Source organism: Gemmata obscuriglobus (assembly GCF_008065095.1).
Lineage (GTDB): Bacteria > Planctomycetota > Planctomycetia > Gemmatales > Gemmataceae > Gemmata > Gemmata obscuriglobus.
The window spans coordinates 6,578,467-6,595,073 of the sequence record NZ_CP042911.1; the positions used below are offsets into that span (position 1 = coordinate 6,578,467).

Consider the following 16,607-nt stretch of genomic DNA (forward strand, 5'->3'; position numbering starts at 1 on the left):
CACCGGCTTCGGGAGCCGAGAGCCGGCGCGGCCGCGGCTCAATCGACCGTGACCGTGTGCGGGGTCTTCTCCACGTTCCCGGCCCGGTCGGTGGCCCCGGCGGTCACGGTCAGCTTGCCGGCGGGGGCGTCAAGCTCGACCTCCCACTCGGCGAAGTTGTCCCGGGTCGCGCGGGCCTCCTTCCCGTTGACCGCCACCCCCCGCACCGCCGAGCTGTCCGCCGTCCCGCCGCGGACGAGCACCTTGCCCCCGCTCCGCACGACGGACGTGACGACCGTGCTCGGCGGGATGTTGTCCACGAACCCCGGGATGCCCCGGAAGTACTCCTTGCCCGTCTCGTCCTCCGCCGCCGGCGCGCCGATGCTGAACGGCATGTGCAGGTCCTTGTTCCGGATCTCCTTGAACGAGATGTTCTTGTACGTGTGCCGGTCCATCACCGACCGCCAGATCCCGTACTCGGCCCGGAAGACGTCCACCCCGTCCAGGAACACCCCGCTGGTGCCGGCGTGGACCGACCAGTTGCTCTCCCACACCCGGAAGTTCTTGACCCAGAACGGCCGCCGCGCGTCCGGGTGCGCGCCCGCCGCGTCCGCCCTGAGCAGGTCGTTGAGGTCGTAGAAGGACTTCTGTGACCCGAACCCGTCCGGGCGGGTGATGCCCCGCAGGTTGAGCCCGAAGAACCGCATCGCGTGCGCCTCGTTGTTCTCGAACTTCACGAACGGCAGGGTCCGCACGTCCTGCTTCTTCACGGTCCCGTCGGCCTGGCGGACCGGCAGCACCGGGTCGAAGTCCGCCGTCTTGCGGCACTCGAACTTGAACCCGTACTCGGCGCAGTCGGCGGCCACGTTGTTGGTGAACGTGTTCAGGCAGTTGGCCCACCAGAACGCGCCCCCCTTGTTCTGGTCGAACGGCAGCGCCTGCCGCGGCAGCGGCCGGCCCGGCGACACGACGGCCCCGAGGTTCCGGTCGAACACGTTGTGAACCTCGGTCCCGTCTTCGAGGAAGAACCCGTGCCCGACCGTCTTGTACCCGACCACGTCGCGGACGATCAGGTACTGGGTGCCGTGGACCGTGACCCAGCGGTTGTGACTGTCCCAGACCGACGCGCCCCGCACGTAGCTGCCCCGCATGGTGTCGCCGCACAGGTGGTAGTGCAGCGCGTACCGGCCGAGCACGTCCTTCTTGCCCAGGTGCCGGAACTCGGCGTAGGAGACGCTCCCGGCGCTGTGCCGGTGGTACATGGTGTGCCCGCGCGCCCCGGCCGGGTCGGCGGACTCGACCACCACGTTGCGCGACAGGTTGGCGATCTCGCCGCAATAGCTCCCTTCCGCGTAGTGCTCGAACGTCACCGCGGCATCAAGGCGAGCGGTGCCCTTCGGGCCGCCGGCGCCCGCGACCGGGGCGTCGATCCCCGTCAGCACCCGCGCCTCGGTCTGGCACCCGTCCTCGAAGGGGCCGCGCCCGGCCCCACCGGGCTGCCGGGTGCCCGTCAGGATCACGCGGTCGCCGGCCCGCCACCCGCCCGGCAGCTCCGCGAGCGCGGCGGACGTCGCGCCGGCCGGAACGGTCTTCGCGAGCTTGACCCAGGTGCGGGACAGCGGCGCGCCGTGAAACTCCATGCGCCCGCCGCAGCACACGACCGCCGGGCACGAGTCCTTGTCCATGCCGGGGAGGTGGTGCAAGCGGATCAGCGCGGTGTGCGCCTGCGGGACCGGGGCCTCGGGTGTGCCGACGAGCAGCGCGGGCCGGGGGGCGCCGGGCTTCGGAGGGCCGGGCACGGCGTGGCAGTCGCCCCCCTCCTCCGACGGCTCCTCCCCGTAGGTAACGGTCAGCAGGCCCACTTCGAGCCGGGTGTCACGGTCGCGGGCGAACTCGAGCGTGCCGGCCACCTGCACGAGCCGAATCACGTCTTTTGAGTCGGCGTCGTAGGCAACGGCGTGCCCGGCGCGGACGACCACGCGGTCACCGGCCGCGGGGACCCGCCCGGCGTCCCACGTCTCCTTCGCGGACCACGGGCCGGACTGTTTCGACCGGAGCAGCGGCGCGTCGGCCGCGCGGCCCACAAGGGCGGACGCCAGCAGGGCCACCAGGGCGAGGGGCGCCGAAACGCGGGTCCAGCGCAACCGCACGATCAGACTCATGTGGGCTCCGACTCGGTCAGGGGCCACCCGCGGGGAACATGTTTCGTCACTGCGTCCGCAGTTCGAGCGGTGGCAGCTCCGTCTGCCGCTCTGCGACGACGACCTTCGTCGCCGGTCTTCGGACTTCGTTGTAACGCCATTTCAGCCGGTCCGGGCCTTCGATCTCCTGATCCCCGCCCGGGTGATACGTCGGCCAGATGACGGTGACGGCGTACTCCCCGGGCGGCAGGCCGTCGCCGGGCTGCAGGGTGGAGACGAAGCCACGGCGGGCGGGACCAGTTCGCTTCATGGTCGCTCTCGGTGTCAGTCGGTGCGCCGGCGGTCGGCGCCGCGGGCGCCGACGGCAGGCGGAGATCGCCAGGTCGTCCGGTCGCGCCACAAGGCGCGCGGTGTGCCGAACCGATCGCACCTGTTTGAGACAGTCCGTTGCCTGAATTAACTAAAATACGGGGAGCTGTGTGGGCGTCCGGCTCGAGCGCGGAATGATCACCGCTGGTCACAGCGCGTTCGCTTTGCGGTGACCATTCCGCCGCACCGCCCGGGCGGCGTGGTGACCGGATCGAATGCCTCGTCGAACACCCCGAGCGTGTGCGCGTTGCGGTTACCGCGCACCACCATCACCTTCTCGGCCCCGACGTACCGGCCGCGCAACGGCCAGCCTCGGCGGGTGCGATCCTCGCGCCGCGCCCCGGCACCGAAGGCGGATAAACGCGTTCGGGGCCGGCGAACGGGATCGTGTCCCGTTCGCCGGCCCCGAACGTGCCGCGTCGTATCGAGCCGACGGGGTCAGCTCGTGATGCCCTTCGTGATGTTCAGGAAGATGTGCTCGATGTTGATCTCTTCCTCGCGGAAGCTGTGCAACTTGAACCGCTCGGCGATGAGCCGCTCGGGAATGAAGCTGCCGTCGTCCAGCCCGGCCCGCAGCGCCACGCGGACCAACCCGGCCTTCGGGTCCACCGCCGCGGACGACACCTCTTTGTAGGTGCCGAGCTTGTTGGCGGCGTCGGGGTTGCGGTCCCCCACCGACACCAGGAACACCCGCCCGCCGCGGATCTTGCGGACCTGCTCCTCGGCCGCCTCCACGCTGCCGTTGAAGATCAGCTTCCCGCGCTCGATGATCCCGAGCGTGTTACAGATCTCCGCCAGCTCCGGGAGGATGTGCGACGACAGCATGATCGTCTTGCGCTCCTGCCGGAGCCGCTTGATCAGCTCGCGCATCTCGATCCGCGCCCGCGGGTCGAGGCCGCTGGCGGGCTCGTCGAGGAGGAGCACCTGCGGGTCGTGCAGCAGCACGCGGGCCAGCCCGAGCCGCTGCGTCATCCCGCGGCTGAGGCTCGTGACCAGCGCGTCCCGCTTGTACCCCAGGTCCACGTAGTCCAGAACCTGCGCCACCTTCTTCCGGCGCGCCTCGCCCTGGATGCGGTACATGGCCGCGAAGAACTCCAGGTACTCGGTCACCTTCATGTCGTCGTACACGCCGAACGCGTCCGGCATGTACCCGATGGCCCGGCGGATCTCCGTGGACCCGGTGTAGATCGAGTACCCGCACACCGTGGCCTCGCCCCAGCTCGGGTTGAGCAGCGTGGCGAGCATCCGCATGGTGGTGGTCTTGCCGGACCCGTTCGGGCCGATGAACCCGTACACGTCGCCCGGCTCCAGCTTCAGCGACAGCCGGTCCACCGCGAACAGCTCGCCGTACTTCTTGGTCAGGTCGCGGCACTCAATCATTGGGAAAGTTCCAAGTTCCAGGTTCCAAGTTCCAGGTTGGCGGGCCGCGGGGAACTATTCGCTGTCGTTCGGTGCGTACTTTCGACCGCCGAGATCTGAACGTTCGAGGTAGCGGATCAAACCCACCAGCAGTCGGGTCGTGTCACGCGCCAACGCGGTCATTCGCCGGAACGTCATCTCATCGATGTACTCGGCATCGAGCGCGGCACAAAGTTGCGACCGCACCTCACCCGCCGAGCCTTTCGCAACGTACAACAACTGCCGAAATTCAGCGTTCCCGTCTCGCTCGTAGCGCTCGGCAATGTTCGACATGACCGAGATCGAAGCACGCCGGATCTGGTCTCGAAGGGCGAAGTCACGCGCGAACGGCTCTCCGCGAGTCACTTGGTAAACGGCCCTGTTCAATTCACGCGCCTTTTTCCAGCCTTCGGTATCTTCGAACCGGGTGATTGCGCCCATCGGTTCCTCTGTCTTTCCACTTGGAACGTGGAACCTGGAACGTGGAACTACCGAACAGGCAGGTAAAACCGGACCCACGTTTCCTGGCGGCCGGTGCCCGGCAGCGGCTGGCGGGCGCCGCTCCCCGGCAGCCCCTTCAGCCACACCCGCGACGGCGAGTTGGGGCCGCTCAGCACCTCTTCGGCGGCGCCCGGCGGCGTCGCGACCCGGCCCACCACGATGACCTCGTCGCGGACGTGCTGCCCGTGGTACTCGGAGAACCGCCACGACTGGTCCAGCCGGCGCAGCGACGCGTTCCGCGGCACCACGCCCTCGTCGTTCCGCAGCGCCCCCTCGTGGAACAGCAGCCCGGTGAGGGGGAGCGGCCCGGTGTACACCGTTTGCTGTTGCAACTGTCGCTCCACGTTCTTCTGGCCCGGCCGGTCGGCGTACGACTGCACCCGCCGGAGCAGTTCTTCCAGTTTGGCGTTACCGCGGAGCCACTCCTGCGTGCTCTCGCCCTGAACCATCACCAGCCGCACCGTGCGGCCGCGCGTGATGACGCCGCCCGGCAGCGGGTACGCCTGCCCCGCGTAGAACGCGACGCAGTCGGTCAGTTCGGGCACCGGCAGGTCGTGGCGGAACGTGCCGATCGCCCGCGAGCGGTCCCCGGGCGGGTGAACCAGGTTGGAGGTCACCGGCGCGGGCGCCCCGGGCGCGCCGGTCAGTTTCGCCGACCAGTTCGCGGAGAACGCCTTCGTGGACCACACCTGAATCGGCACGCCCTCCAGCCCCTCGTCGCGCCGGGGGTACCGCCGCCGGGTGAGGCTCGCGCGCCCCGCCCGCGGGGCGCCGAACCCCGCCACCGCGGTTCCCTCGGGGAGTTCCTCCGCGGCCCAGCCGTCGCCCGGCGTCAGCCCGACCGAGTAGGAGTCGATGCGGGGGCTGAACACCGTAAACCACGTCGAACCGTACACGCGGTCCGAAGCCGGGTCCACGTCCACGATGTCGAGCTTGTTCACCTTCAGGTCGCGCCCCTTCACCGCGGACGCGGAGACGTACGCCAGCACGCTCACCGTCAGCACGATGATCGGGAACGTGACCCAGGTCAGCTCGAGCCGCCCGAACACGCGCTTCAGGACGTAGTATTCGACCGGCCCGACCAGCAGGATGTACAGCGCAATGAGGAGCGCCACCCAGCCGAAGGACACCACCGGAACGCCGTCGAACGCGTCGTTGTGGCCCCGCACCGCGACCGCGATCTCGTCCTCGTCCTCCGTCATGCTGCCGGCCGACCGGGGCTTGCCGTCGCCGCCGCTGGACGCGCGGCTCGCGCCGGCGTCCCGCAGCAGGAAGTCCCAATAGTCGGCCCGGGCGGCGAACTCCGCGAACTGCGGGCCGTCGAGGTCGAACGCCACTTGGGTCACGCGGCCCAACCCGAGCGGCGCCTGCACGACGACCGCGGGCCGCTCTTCGTTCGCGACCGGCGGCGGGCTGAGCACGCGGGCGGGTTTGCCGGGGCGGGCCGCGAGGTTCGCGACCGGGAACGCGCCGCCGCGCCCGCCGAGCGTCCCGCTGGCGGAGTTCTTTTCGCCCGCGGGCCACACCAGCGCGACCGCGGACACGTCGCGGGTCGGCGCCTCCGGCCGCACCCGGAACGGGAGGAGCGGGTCCATCGCCGGGAGCGACGCCACGACCGGCGCGTTCGCCCCGACCGACGTCACGACCCGCCCGCCCCGGCGCACCCATTCGACGAGCGCCTCGCGCTTCTTCTGGTTCTGCGGGGTGGCATCCGGCGCGAAGAGTTGCTTCACGAAGTCGGCGGCGCCGGTACCGAGCACCACCAGGTCGGCGCCGTCGTACCCGTACCACCGGTCGGGGAGTTGGGCGACGGTCGCGATGTGCGTGAAATCCACGCGCCCGGCCCGGAGCGGTCCCGAATCGGTGGCGCCGGCGGGCCGCGGCAGCTCGAACTTGGGCGCCGTGCCTCCCAGCGCGAGCACCACGTATTGCAGCGATTCGCGCACCCGCGGTTTTACCCGGAACGGCTCGGACAGGGCCGAGCCGCCCTTCGCCCGCACCCAAACGGTGACCTCACTCGCGAGGCCGTTGGGGCGGACGTACCCGATCGCGGCACGGTCGGTCGCCAGGTCCACCGGCACGACCGAGGTCACGGTCACCTCGTCGGGATCGGGCGCCTCGATCACCACCTCGGCCGGATCGGAACCTGCCCCGGTCACCTCGAAATTGACGTACACCGGCGCCCACGCGCCGAACTTGGCGATAAACGTGTCGTCGCGGCCGCTGGGGAGCCCGACCGCGGCGGCGGTGATCTTCACACCGTCTTTGGCGGTGGCGGTCGCGGCGCCGAGGAGGAACACGAGCAGCGTCGCGAGGGCACGCACCACAGTCGCCGTTGGCATGTCGGTCTCAGCTTCTTTCTTTACCCCGGCGGGGGCAAGACTCACGGCTTGGCGGCGGCGCACGCGCACGGCGCCCGACCGCACTTCGGGCACCCGGCCCCGTACTTCCGTCGCACCGCGTCGTCGAGGTCCACGCCCGCGATGTTGGCCAGCGTGGCCAGCCACGCCAGCACGTCGGCGAACTCGAGCGTCAGGTTCTCGGGGTCGGCGGCGGGGTCGCGGAGCGCGGCCGACAGCTCGCCGACCTCCTCCATGAACCACATGAACGTCCCTTCGATCCCGCGGCGCGCGTCCTTCGCGCCGAACAGGTCGCGGATGCGGGCCTGCACCGCGGCGAGGGTCATCGGCGTTGGCGTTGGGTCGGTCACAAACCAGATTCTACAGGGGGCCGGAGAATGCGGCAGCCGGGCACTCAGATGTGATACGCTGGGCGGGAAATGAATGTTCTACGCGGGGGAGTCGAATGTCGCGGCTCTGAGTCTCAAGTCGTCGGGTCCGAAAGCCAGTCGTTTCAAGTTCCAGGTTCCAAGTTCCAAGTGGAGTCACCAGCGACACGAATCGCCGGCGCTTGTGACGAGCGGGGTTCCGACTTGGAACCTGGAACTTGAAACGACTGGCTTTCGGACCCGACGGCTTGAGGACTACCCACAAGGCAGTTCGAGCCGGAAGCACGCTCCGGGCGCCCCGTCCGCCGGCCGGTACGCAACGGTCCCGCCGAGCACCTCCGCCCACTGTTTCGCCAGCGCCAGACCGAGCCCGGCGCCGCCCGCGGTCGTGTCCGCGGCCGCGCCGCGGCGGAACGGCTTGAAAATCGCCCTCCGTTCGCCCGCCGGGACGCCCGGCCCGCGGTCCTCGACTTCGAACGTGACACGGCCCGCCCCGCCCGCCTGCGCCCACAGCCAGATCCGCTTGTCCGCCGCGTCCCGCGCGTACTTCCGCGCGTTGTCGATCAGGTTCCCGACGATCTGCTGCACCATCACCGGGTCGGTGCTGAGTTCCAGTTCCGGCGGCAGCGTGGAGACCACCACGAGTTCGCGCCCGTCGGCCGCGACCCGGTCGGCCCAGGTCTCCTTTAGTTGGTCGAGCAGTTCGGCGGCGCGCACCGGCTTCAGGTCGCCGTTCTTCCGGCGCTTTTCGAGCCGCGCGAAGTCCAGCACGTTATCGACCAGGCGGTGCAGCCGCTCCGATTCGACCGCCAGCGTGCGGAGGTACTCCTGCCGCTTCGCCTCGTCGTGAATCATCCCGCTCGTGAGCAGGTCGAGGTACAGTCGCAGCGACGTGAGCGGCGTGCGCAGCTCGTGCGTGACGGCCGACACGAACCGGATGCGCCGCTCCGCGAGGTCGATGAGCGACCACCCGCTCAGCCCGACCGCCGCGACGGCGACGAGCGCCGCCGCCCACGCCAGCGCCAGCCCGAGCCGCAGCGCGGTCCAGTCCCCGGGCGGAAGTTCGGGCTGCGGGCCGGGGTCGAGTTGAACCGGGAGCGCGGTCATCGCGCGCCCCGGCTGGACCCCGTCCGGGCTCTTCACCGGCACGAGCGTCGCGCCCGGGAACTGGTCCTTCACCTCGTCCTTGAGAAGTGCCCCGAGCCGGGGCCAGTCGAGGACCACCCCCTGATAGACGGTGCGGCCGTCGAGCTTGGCGACCCGCATCAGCACGAGCGTCTCGGTGCCGTCCGCCGCGGTGAGCCACTGCGGCCGCATCGAACCGAGGTGAATGTTGACGACCGGCGGCCCTACGAGCCAGTTTTGGGCCGCACCGTTCGTCAGCGCGTTGCCGAAACCGTTCGATTGACCCGGGCGCTCCTCGCCGACCGGGGCGGAAGCGCGCGGCCCGCAGCTCGCGCCGCCGGCGATGCTCCACGCCGCCGCGAGCAGCGGGTTCCGTGCCGCTTCCGCGCGGCACCGCTCCTCGACCGCGTCCAGGCACCGGCGCCGCTCCAGTTCGATCCGGAGGGCCGCGAGCCGCTCGGTAATTGGGCCTCCGCCGGCCCGGTCGCCCAGTCGCTTCTGCAACGCGCCGGCGTCCTTGGCGAACTTGGCCTGGTCGAGTACCTCGCGGAGCTTGTCGAGTTCGGCTATCGCCTGACTGAGCGAAGTGCCCTTCTCGCTGTTTTCGTTGCCCACAGCCGGCGAAACGGGAACGTCACTATTCCGCACGTCGTTGTTCTGGAGCGCGCCCGGATAGTTCTTCCCGTACATCGGGTCGGCGCCCGCGCCCTTCGCTTCTTGAGTCGCCCGCTGAATGGTTTGCGCGCGGTTCCAGAAGTCGTCGCGCCCGCGGTCGTTGTCCGCAACGCGGGAAGCGCCTCTGGTGTTTGTCGCCTGCGGTCCTCCCGCGGCCGTTGCGCCCGGAGGTCCGGCCGGGGCCTGCGCGGCCGAAGGGGCGCCCTCGCGCGGCGCTGCCGACGGAAGGTTGTTGCCGCGGCCGGCCGCGGCCTGCGGCTCGCGCCGCGGCAGTTCCCACCCGAAAAAGCGGCGGGCGTCAGTGGCGTCTGGGGCGGCGGTCGTCGGGGTGCGTTCCGGTGGCGGGGGCGGCTTCGGGGCGGACGTCGGCGCGCCGGTCGCAACCGACGCCGCCGACCGCTGCCACGAATCGGTGGTGAACAGCGGGGCCGCAAACGGAAGCGAATCGACCGGAATCGCGCGGTCGCGCGCCGCCAGCAGCCCGCAGGTCGCGGCGGCGGGGTACTTCGCGCGGAGGTCGCTCAGCGCCAGCGCGCGGTCGGGGGAGTCGTTCCGGAGCGGGAGGTCGGGCCAGACCGAAGCGACCCGCTCGCGGGCGTCCGGGGGGAGCACCTGGGGCGAGTCCCACCCGGTCGCGGGGTCGAGCTGGACGTGCAACTTCATCCAGTCCGGGAGCTGCGCGCCGAGCAGCGGAGTCGGGCCGGCGGAACTGTAATGGTGGAACGGCCGGCCGTCCTCGCCGCCGAGTTGGAGCAGCACGCGGCCGTCGAGCTGCCAGAGCGCGACGCGGAGCTTGTTCTCGAGCTCGGCTTCGGCGGCGGCCGCGCGCTGGGCGGTCTCGACGCGCAGCGCGACCACCGTGAGCCAGCCGAGGCCGGCAAACACGAGCGCTGTGACCAAGACGAACATCATCGGCCCGCCCGCCGGGCCGAGCAACCGCCGTGACATAGGAACCCCGCCGAGCGCCGTCGCGTCGCGGAGCCTTGCCGCGCCCGCGACGTTACGACTTCATCACCTCGCGACCTGTAGCTCGTCCGCGGGGACGAGCAGCGCGGGGCCGGCCATGTACCCGTGCGCCCGGACCGTGACGATCACCTCGGGCTGGTCGTCGCCCGTGGCGGGGTCCCGCAGCTTCGCCCGCAACCGGGCCACGTGCATGTCGACCGCCCGGGTCTCAAGGCCGGCGGTGCCGATGCCCCAGACGCGCGACAGCAGTTCCTCGCGCGACACGGCGCGCTCGCGGTTGCTCACCAGGTACTTCAGCAGCGCCGCCTCGGTCTCGGAGAGGTCGAGCCGGGTGCCGTCGGCCCACCGGACCTCGCGCCGCAGCAGGTCAATGATCCCGCTCCCGAGTTCCACGACGCGCACCTCGCGGACGGACCGCATGGTGCGCCGGAGGATCGCCTCCACGCGGGCGATCAGCTCTTTCGCGGAGAACGGTTTTACGACATAATCGTCGGCACCCATTTTGAGCCCGCGAACGCGATCGTCCTCGCTGCCGCGGGCGGTGAGCAGGACCACCGGGCGCGTCGGGTTGGTGCGGCGGAGTTCGCTCAGCACCTCCAGCCCGTCGCGCTTCGGCAGCATGATGTCCAGCAGCACCAGGTCAACGCCCGCGGCGCCGGCCTCGCGGAGCCCCGTCGCCCCGTCGGCGGCCTCGGTGACCTCGTACCCGCTGAGCCGCAGGGCGTCCGAAACCCCGCGGCGGATGGCCGGTTCGTCTTCCACCACCACGATGCGCGCTTTGGGCATGACCCGAGTCCCCCGGAAGAGGCAGAAACCGCGGCCTGAATGTGAGACGAGGATCGCGCCCGTTCGTTGACGCGATTTCGTCTTTTCGGTCGGCGGCTCGGCCCAGCGGGGCGGCTCACTTCTTCGGCGGTGCCGCCGAGAGTACGACGTCGAACACGCCCGTTTCGATTGTGCCGCCGCCCACTTTCGCCGGCTCGAGGGTGATAATCAGCGACGCCTTGATGAACTCGTCGGCCGCGTTGCGCGGGTCGCCTTTGAAATACAGTTGGGTGACGAGGTTCGTGTACCCGGTTTTGCGCACGAGGTAGTGGATGTGCGCCGGGCGCCAGGTGTCGGGACCGGTTTTGTAGGCGCCGGGGTGGACCGTCTCGAACTCGTAATACCCGGTTTCGTCGGTGAGCACGCGGGTCCGGTTCACGTACACGCCCTTCGCGGGCGGGTTCCGCGGGTCGTCGTTGTCGTACCGCCCGTCGGCGTCGGCCTGCCAGATGTCGAGCACCGCGCCCGCCAGCGGCTTCTTGGTGTCGAAGCCCCACACCCGCCCGCGGATCAGCATCGGTACGCCCTTCGCGAGCGGCGGGGTCACTTTTGCACGGTACGGGGCGCCCTCGCGAAAGTACGGCCCGAGGATGTTGTCCTCGGTGGGCTTCGCGGTTCCGGGCAGCGCCGCCGGCGGCACGAACGGCAGCGGGGCGTCGGCGAGAGCCTGGAACTCGGGATAGTGTTTGAGCGTGCCGCTCGGCAGCGTGGGCAGCGCGTCGGCCCGTAGGGTCAGCGCCGAAGCGCCGGCCGCGGCCAGACCACCGACAAACAGCTCGCGACGGGAAATCGACATTCGGAAGCCCTCTCCGGCGGGTGCGGGACGAACCAAACGACAGTGTGCCGTCCGACTTCTATTCCCGCAAGCGGGGCGAATTGATCCCGGGGACCGCCGGCGGCTTGCGCTGCGCTCGCCGCCCCTCGGAAGTCCCAAAATCCGGTTACGGGAAATGGGACAGGGCGGGCGCAACGAACGTCGTCCGTCGCGCCCGCCCCGTTAAAACGCTGTCCCCGGCGCGTGCGGTACGACACCGCGACGGCTTGAGACCGTTGGCTCACGTGCGACTCAACGAACCGACGGACGGTTCGACCGGAGCCGGCACTGGAGCACCGACCTCGGTCCGCTCGCCCGGACCGAACCACGCCCGCTTGAGTGCGTCGACGCTCGCGGTCAGGTGCCCGACGGAGCGCTCCAGTTCCGCACCCGGGGCGACCGGATCGAGCCGGCGGGCGCTCCGCGAAACCGTGAGCAGCAGGCAGTCCAGCACGTGTGCCGTGACCAGTTTGGGGCCCAAATCGCGCAGGGCGGCCGGCCAGTTTCGCAGCCGCACGCGACCGGGCGCGGAGCGGAGCAAGTGGCCGATGGCGAGGAACACGTCCGGCGTGAGACCGGTCAGCCGTTCGCAGTCCAGGGTGACGCGCGCGCCCGGGTGCTCGCACAGCCGGCGCTGGACGGCGGCGGCCACCGCGGACCACTCCGGAAGGTCGACAAAGTCCGACAGCGCGAACACGGCGCCGCTGTCTCTCGGTTCGGTTGGGGCCACGCGCACGTTCTCTTGGGGGAAGCGACGGCAGCGGTCGCTGTTGGGACGTGCTCAGAAGATCGATGGGCGCGCGATCGTTTACACGCGGTGATACCCAGAGCCGCACGGCGGTTCCGGAGCACTTGACACGGCACCGCCACTAGCCAAACCTGGGGACACCACCAAGCCCCATCGCACAAAATGGGCCACTGCCATCAGCCGAAATGCGGAGAGCACGGCCCCACCGATACATGAGCCCGCCGCGGGTGTCGCTTTCCGACGAGCCGCGACCGCCGGTCACGTGTGCGAGAACGGGCGGCTTTTGCAGCACGTGCGGGGCGCACGCTTCTGAAGACAATTTTTGACAGGATCGACAGGATGAAGACCGATCGATTTTAAATCCTGTTCATCCTGTCGATCCTGTCAAAAATTGTCTTCGCATCCCCGCCGCGCGTTCGTGCCCCGCTCCCGGGCGTTCGCAGTTCGTCAAAAAACGCGACACCCGCAGCGGGCACGTGCATGTATGCGCCCCGACGGGAGCGTGAACGCCGTCGTCGGTCAGGGACCGGGAGGGCACAAGACCTCACGAAAACACACTAACATACTGCTGATTTTTGGCGCATGAGCTCGCGAGAATGCACCACCGGACCGTTTATGGTTTCCGGTTCATCGGCGGTGCGTGCCCCCGCCGCTAGCGCAGATGTGAAGCCGGCGACAGACTCATCGATTTTACAGAACCGATCGGGTAAGATCGTCGCCACCGCAGTCTTGCGATCCCCGTTCATTGCGCACCCGCGCGGCCGAACGGCTTCAGATCGAGCGGACTCGGGCCGTCGAACTCGCCTGGCAACTGGTCCGCGAGAGCCGGTGCAACTATGGTCGGATCACCACACCCGCGCCGCCGGTCCATCGGCCCGTTCGTTCGGTTCGCCTTTGGGGTCGCGTTTTCGTTGGTAGGTTCCCCGCACGTCCGCGGGGCCGATCTCGGTGAAGCGGAGAAGCTGTTCCGCACCGGCAAATACGCCGAATGTCAGAAACTAGCCGCTGGCGAAATCGCAAAGGGAGCCGACGCAGCGTCGTGGTGGGTGCTCAAAGTCCGGGCCGAAACCGCACGCGGAGAGTACACGGCGGCCGGCAAGACGATTGAAGACGCTCGGACGCGGTTCCCGGACGACCTCGTCCTTCACCTCCTGGCCCACGAAGTCTACCGCACAAGCGGAAGGGAGAAAGAAGCCGCCGCGACCCTGGCTGCCGTCCAGCGGCAGATCGATAACCGCGCCGCGAGTACGCCGGCCGAACGGGTCGCGCTCGGGCGTTACCTCCTGTCCACAGGGGCGGACGCGAAAGAGGTGCTCGACCGGTACTTCAACCCGGTCGTGAAGAACACGCCCGCCTACCTCGACGCGCACCTCGCCGTGGCCGAACTGGCGCTGACGAAACATGACCGGGCGCTCGCGGCCGAAACGCTTCAGAAAGCCCCGAAGGAGGCCGCCGGTCAAGATCCCCGGTACCATCACCTTTTGGCCCGCGCGTTCGCCGAGGACGATCGGGCGCGGGCGACGAAAGCCATTGCGGAAGCGCTCGCGATCAACCCCCATCACGCGGACAGCCTCCTCTTCCGGGCAGACCACCTGATCGACGCCGAAGATTTCGCCGGCGCGGAGGACGTGCTGAAAGCCGTCCTGGCCACAGACCCCGGCGAGCCGCGGGCGTGGGCGTACCGAGCCGCTGTCGCTCACCTCCGCGAGGACGCCGCCGGGGAAAAAGCCGCGCGCGAGAAGGCCCTCGCGCGCTGGCCCGGGAACCCGCACGTGGAGCACCTCATCGGGCGGAAGCTGTCCCAGGACTACCGCTTCAAAGAGGGCGCGGCCTACCAGCGGAAGGCGCTGGAGAAGGACAAGCAGTACCTGCCGGCCAAGGCGCAACTGTGCCTCGACCTGCTCCGGCTCGGCGACGAAACGGAGGGTTGGAAGCTGGCGGCCGAGGTGTTCGCGGCCGACGGCTACAACGTGGTCGCACACAACCTTGTCGCCCTTCGGGACCAGCTCTCGAAGTTCCGCACTATCACCGCCGACGGGTTCGTCCTGCGGATGGAGGAGAAAGAAGCCGACCTGTACGGCCGGCAGGCGCTGGCGGTGCTCCAGCGGGCCAAAAAGGTGTTGTGCGAGAAGTACGGCGTCCGCCTCGACAAGACGATCACGGTCGAGATCTTCCCGCGCGGCCAGGACTTCGCGGTGCGCACGTTCGGTATGCCGGGATCGGAGGGCGTTCTGGGCGTCTGCTTCGGGCCGGTCATCACCGTAAACGGCCCGGCCGCACAGGGGCAATCTCCGTCGAGCTGGGAGGCGATTGTGTGGCACGAGTTTTGCCACACGGTTACTCTCCACAAGACCCGCAACAAGATGCCCCGCTGGCTCAGCGAGGGAATTTCCGTTTACGAGGAGTCGCTCGAGAACCCCGGGTGGGGCCGCTGGATGACCCCGAGGTATCGCGAAATGACCTTGGGCGATGACCTGATCCCCCTCAGCCGGTTGAGTTCCGCGTTCCTGAGCCCGAAAAGCGCGCTCCACGTTCAGTTCGCCTACTTCGAGTCGGCGTTGGCCGTCGAGTTCCTCGTGAGCCGGTACGGGTTCGATGCCCTCAAGACGGCGCTGGACGATCTGGGAGCAGGGCTGTCTGTAAATGAGGCACTCGAACGGCGGACCGGCCGACCGCTCGCCAAGCTCGACAGCGAGTTCACCGACTTCGCCCGGGCGCGGGCCAAATCAGTGGCCCCCGACGCGACCTGGGAAGAGCCCGACCTGAAAGACGAGGCGGATTCGGCCGCGGTGCGGGTCTGGCTTCAGAAGCACCCGCAGAGCTTTTGGGGGCGGCAGCGGCTGTGCCGGGGACTGGTGCGGGAGCAGAAATGGGCGGAGGCCGAGAAGGAGTTGAACGCCCTTCGCACGCTTTACCCGGAGTACGCCGGACCGAACAACGCTTACGAGCTGCTCGCCGTGCTGTACCGGCAAACCGCGCGACCGAAGGAGGAAGGGGCCGCGCTCGAGGAGTGGGCCAAACGGGACGGTGACGCGACCGCCGCACACCAGCGGTTGACGGAACTGGGTGCCGCCGGGGGCGACTGGACGGCCGCCGCCCGAAACGCCCGCCGCTGGCTGGCCGTCAACCCGCTCACGCCCACCCCGCACCGGGCACTGGCCCAGGCCGCCGAGCACCTGAACGAGCGTAACGAGGCCACGACGGCTTACCGCGCCGTGCTCCGGTTCGGCGTTCCGGACGCCGCAAGCGTGCGATACCGCCTCGCGGTGCTTCTGGAACAGAGCGGCGAGCGCGACGCGGCCCGGCGCGAGGTGCTGAAGGCGCTCGAAGAGGCCCCGCGGTTCCGCGAAGCGCACGAACTGCTGTTGAAGCTGGTCGCTGCCGCCGAGAAGTCCCCTGCCCCGCCCCGACCGGAGAAGAACCCGTGACCCGAACGCGTCGGTTCGTTGTGGCGGCGGTGGTCTTCGCGTCCGTGGCCGGCGGGCTCGTTTCCGCGGCGCGCCAGCCCCGGTACCGTGCGCAGAGCGAGCTGCCCGCGAACCGGGCCGGCGTGCCCGACTGGAAAGTGGACCCGAACTTCAAGAACGACGTGTTCACGTTCGTGCGGATCGAGTACGACTCGCTCCGCCGCGGGTTCGGGCGCGGCGGCGGGGGCGGGTGGCGGACCGACTGGCCCGACGCCGAACTCAACCTGTCGTTCCGCCTCCAGCAACTGACCTCGCTGCGCGTGAACCCGAACCCGATCGTTCTGCGCCTCACCGACCCGCGCCTGTTCGACCACCCGTTCATTTACATCGTCGAGCCCGGGGGGCTGGTCTTCTCGGAGGACGAGGTCCTCGCGCTGCGGAAGTACCTGACCAACGGCGGCTTCCTGATGGTCGACGACTTCTGGGGCGACGCCCAGTGGGAGAACTTCCTCCGCGAGATCAAGCGGGTGTTCCCCGACCGCGAGCCCCAGGAGCTGCCGGCGGACCACGAGATCTTCCGGTGCGTGTACCACCTGAAGGAGAAGCCGCAGATCCCGAGCATCGGCGCGGCCTACGCCGGCAAGGCCGAGGGCATCACCTGGGAGCGCGGGCACGGCGGGAACACGCAAACGGTCCACTACAAGGGGCTCTTCGACGACAAGGGGCGGATGATGGCGTTCATCGGCCACAACACCGACCTCGGCGACGGGTGGGAGCGCGAGGGCGAGGACCCGTGGTACTTCCGCGAGTTCTCCGAGAAGAAGGCGTACCCGCTCGGCATCAACGTCATCGTGTACGCGATGACCCACTGATGCCGGCTCGGTTGGAGTGGATTGCTGTTGTCTTTGTGGCACAGACATTCCTGTCTGTG

13 protein-coding genes are annotated in these 16,607 nt (G+C 69.4%); 2 read left to right on the forward strand and 11 right to left on the reverse strand.

Features of this window, described 5'->3' with window-relative positions; genetic code table 11:
• Nucleotides 1-38: 38 nt before the first annotated feature.
• The 11 genes from GobsT_RS27500 to GobsT_RS27545 form a co-directional block, all read right to left on the reverse strand.
• On the reverse strand, nt 39-2,141 hold the full coding sequence (locus tag GobsT_RS27500) for a G8 domain-containing protein (RefSeq protein ID WP_010035816.1): 2,103 nt from the start codon (nt 2,139-2,141) through the stop codon (nt 39-41).
• Between the two features lie 46 nt (nt 2,142-2,187).
• Nucleotides 2,188-2,430, reverse strand: coding sequence for a hypothetical protein (locus tag GobsT_RS27505; RefSeq protein WP_010035814.1), 243 nt, complete (start codon nt 2,428-2,430; stop codon nt 2,188-2,190).
• Nucleotides 2,431-2,627: 197 nt separating this feature from the next.
• Nucleotides 2,628-2,792, reverse strand: a complete 165-nt coding sequence (locus tag GobsT_RS38235) for a hypothetical protein (protein WP_162542128.1) — start codon at nt 2,790-2,792, stop codon at nt 2,628-2,630.
• A 135-nt stretch (nt 2,793-2,927) separates the two neighbouring features.
• Nucleotides 2,928-3,869, reverse strand: a complete 942-nt coding sequence (locus GobsT_RS27510) for an ABC transporter ATP-binding protein (protein ID WP_010051040.1) — start codon at nt 3,867-3,869, stop codon at nt 2,928-2,930.
• Between the two features lie 54 nt (nt 3,870-3,923).
• Nucleotides 3,924-4,328, reverse strand: coding sequence for a four helix bundle protein (locus GobsT_RS27515; protein WP_010051037.1), 405 nt, complete (start codon nt 4,326-4,328; stop codon nt 3,924-3,926).
• 47 nt (nt 4,329-4,375) lie between these two features.
• Complete coding sequence (locus GobsT_RS27520) at nt 4,376-6,730, reverse strand: hypothetical protein (protein ID WP_148087890.1); 2,355 nt, start codon at nt 6,728-6,730, stop codon at nt 4,376-4,378.
• A gap of 41 nt (nt 6,731-6,771) precedes the next feature.
• On the reverse strand, nt 6,772-7,074 hold the full coding sequence (locus tag GobsT_RS27525) for a MazG nucleotide pyrophosphohydrolase domain-containing protein (RefSeq protein ID WP_010051034.1): 303 nt from the start codon (nt 7,072-7,074) through the stop codon (nt 6,772-6,774).
• 297 nt (nt 7,075-7,371) lie between these two features.
• Nucleotides 7,372-9,864 carry a sensor histidine kinase gene (locus GobsT_RS27530; protein WP_109570843.1) on the reverse strand — a complete coding sequence of 831 codons (2,493 nt, stop codon included), beginning with the start codon at nt 9,862-9,864 and terminating at the stop codon, nt 7,372-7,374.
• Nucleotides 9,865-9,927: 63 nt separating this feature from the next.
• A complete protein-coding gene (locus tag GobsT_RS27535; RefSeq protein WP_010050797.1) occupies nt 9,928-10,668 on the reverse strand; it encodes a response regulator transcription factor in 741 nt (246 codons plus the stop codon).
• A 115-nt stretch (nt 10,669-10,783) separates the two neighbouring features.
• A complete protein-coding gene (locus tag GobsT_RS27540; protein WP_010050795.1) occupies nt 10,784-11,503 on the reverse strand; it encodes a dioxygenase family protein in 720 nt (239 codons plus the stop codon).
• 259 nt (nt 11,504-11,762) lie between these two features.
• Nucleotides 11,763-12,251, reverse strand: coding sequence for a hypothetical protein (locus tag GobsT_RS27545; protein ID WP_148087891.1), 489 nt, complete (start codon nt 12,249-12,251; stop codon nt 11,763-11,765).
• Between the two features lie 854 nt (nt 12,252-13,105).
• Here GobsT_RS27545 and GobsT_RS27550 point away from each other — a divergent pair.
• Nucleotides 13,106-15,697: a tetratricopeptide repeat protein gene (locus GobsT_RS27550; protein WP_010051398.1), complete on the forward strand. Its 2,592-nt coding sequence runs from the start codon at nt 13,106-13,108 to the stop codon at nt 15,695-15,697.
• The gene (locus GobsT_RS27555) at nt 15,694-16,548 is read left to right on the forward strand and encodes a DUF4159 domain-containing protein (protein ID WP_010051400.1); all 855 of its coding nucleotides are present in this window, start codon (nt 15,694-15,696) and stop codon (nt 16,546-16,548) included. The genes GobsT_RS27550 and GobsT_RS27555 overlap by 4 nt, the downstream gene beginning before the upstream one ends.
• The last annotated feature ends 59 nt before the right edge of the window (nt 16,549-16,607 follow it).

Excerpts from the sequence above, each read along its gene's own strand:
- GobsT_RS27500 (WP_010035816.1), bottom strand. The coding sequence starts at position 2,141 with ATGAGTCTGATCGTGCGGTTGCGCTGGACCCGCGTTTCGGCGCCCCTC.
- GobsT_RS27505 (WP_010035814.1), bottom strand. The coding sequence starts at position 2,430 with ATGAAGCGAACTGGTCCCGCCCGCCGTGGCTTCGTCTCCACCCTGCAG.
- GobsT_RS27510 (WP_010051040.1), bottom strand. The coding sequence starts at position 3,869 with ATGATTGAGTGCCGCGACCTGACCAAGAAGTACGGCGAGCTGTTCGCG.
- GobsT_RS27515 (WP_010051037.1), bottom strand. The coding sequence starts at position 4,328 with ATGGGCGCAATCACCCGGTTCGAAGATACCGAAGGCTGGAAAAAGGCG.
- GobsT_RS27520 (WP_148087890.1), bottom strand. The coding sequence starts at position 6,730 with ATGCCAACGGCGACTGTGGTGCGTGCCCTCGCGACGCTGCTCGTGTTC.
- GobsT_RS27525 (WP_010051034.1), bottom strand. The coding sequence starts at position 7,074 with ATGACCCTCGCCGCGGTGCAGGCCCGCATCCGCGACCTGTTCGGCGCG.
- GobsT_RS27530 (WP_109570843.1), bottom strand. The coding sequence starts at position 9,864 with ATGTCACGGCGGTTGCTCGGCCCGGCGGGCGGGCCGATGATGTTCGTC.
- GobsT_RS27535 (WP_010050797.1), bottom strand. The coding sequence starts at position 10,668 with ATGCCCAAAGCGCGCATCGTGGTGGTGGAAGACGAACCGGCCATCCGC.
- GobsT_RS27540 (WP_010050795.1), bottom strand. The coding sequence starts at position 11,503 with ATGTCGATTTCCCGTCGCGAGCTGTTTGTCGGTGGTCTGGCCGCGGCC.
- GobsT_RS27550 (WP_010051398.1), top strand. The coding sequence starts at position 13,106 with ATGGTCGGATCACCACACCCGCGCCGCCGGTCCATCGGCCCGTTCGTT.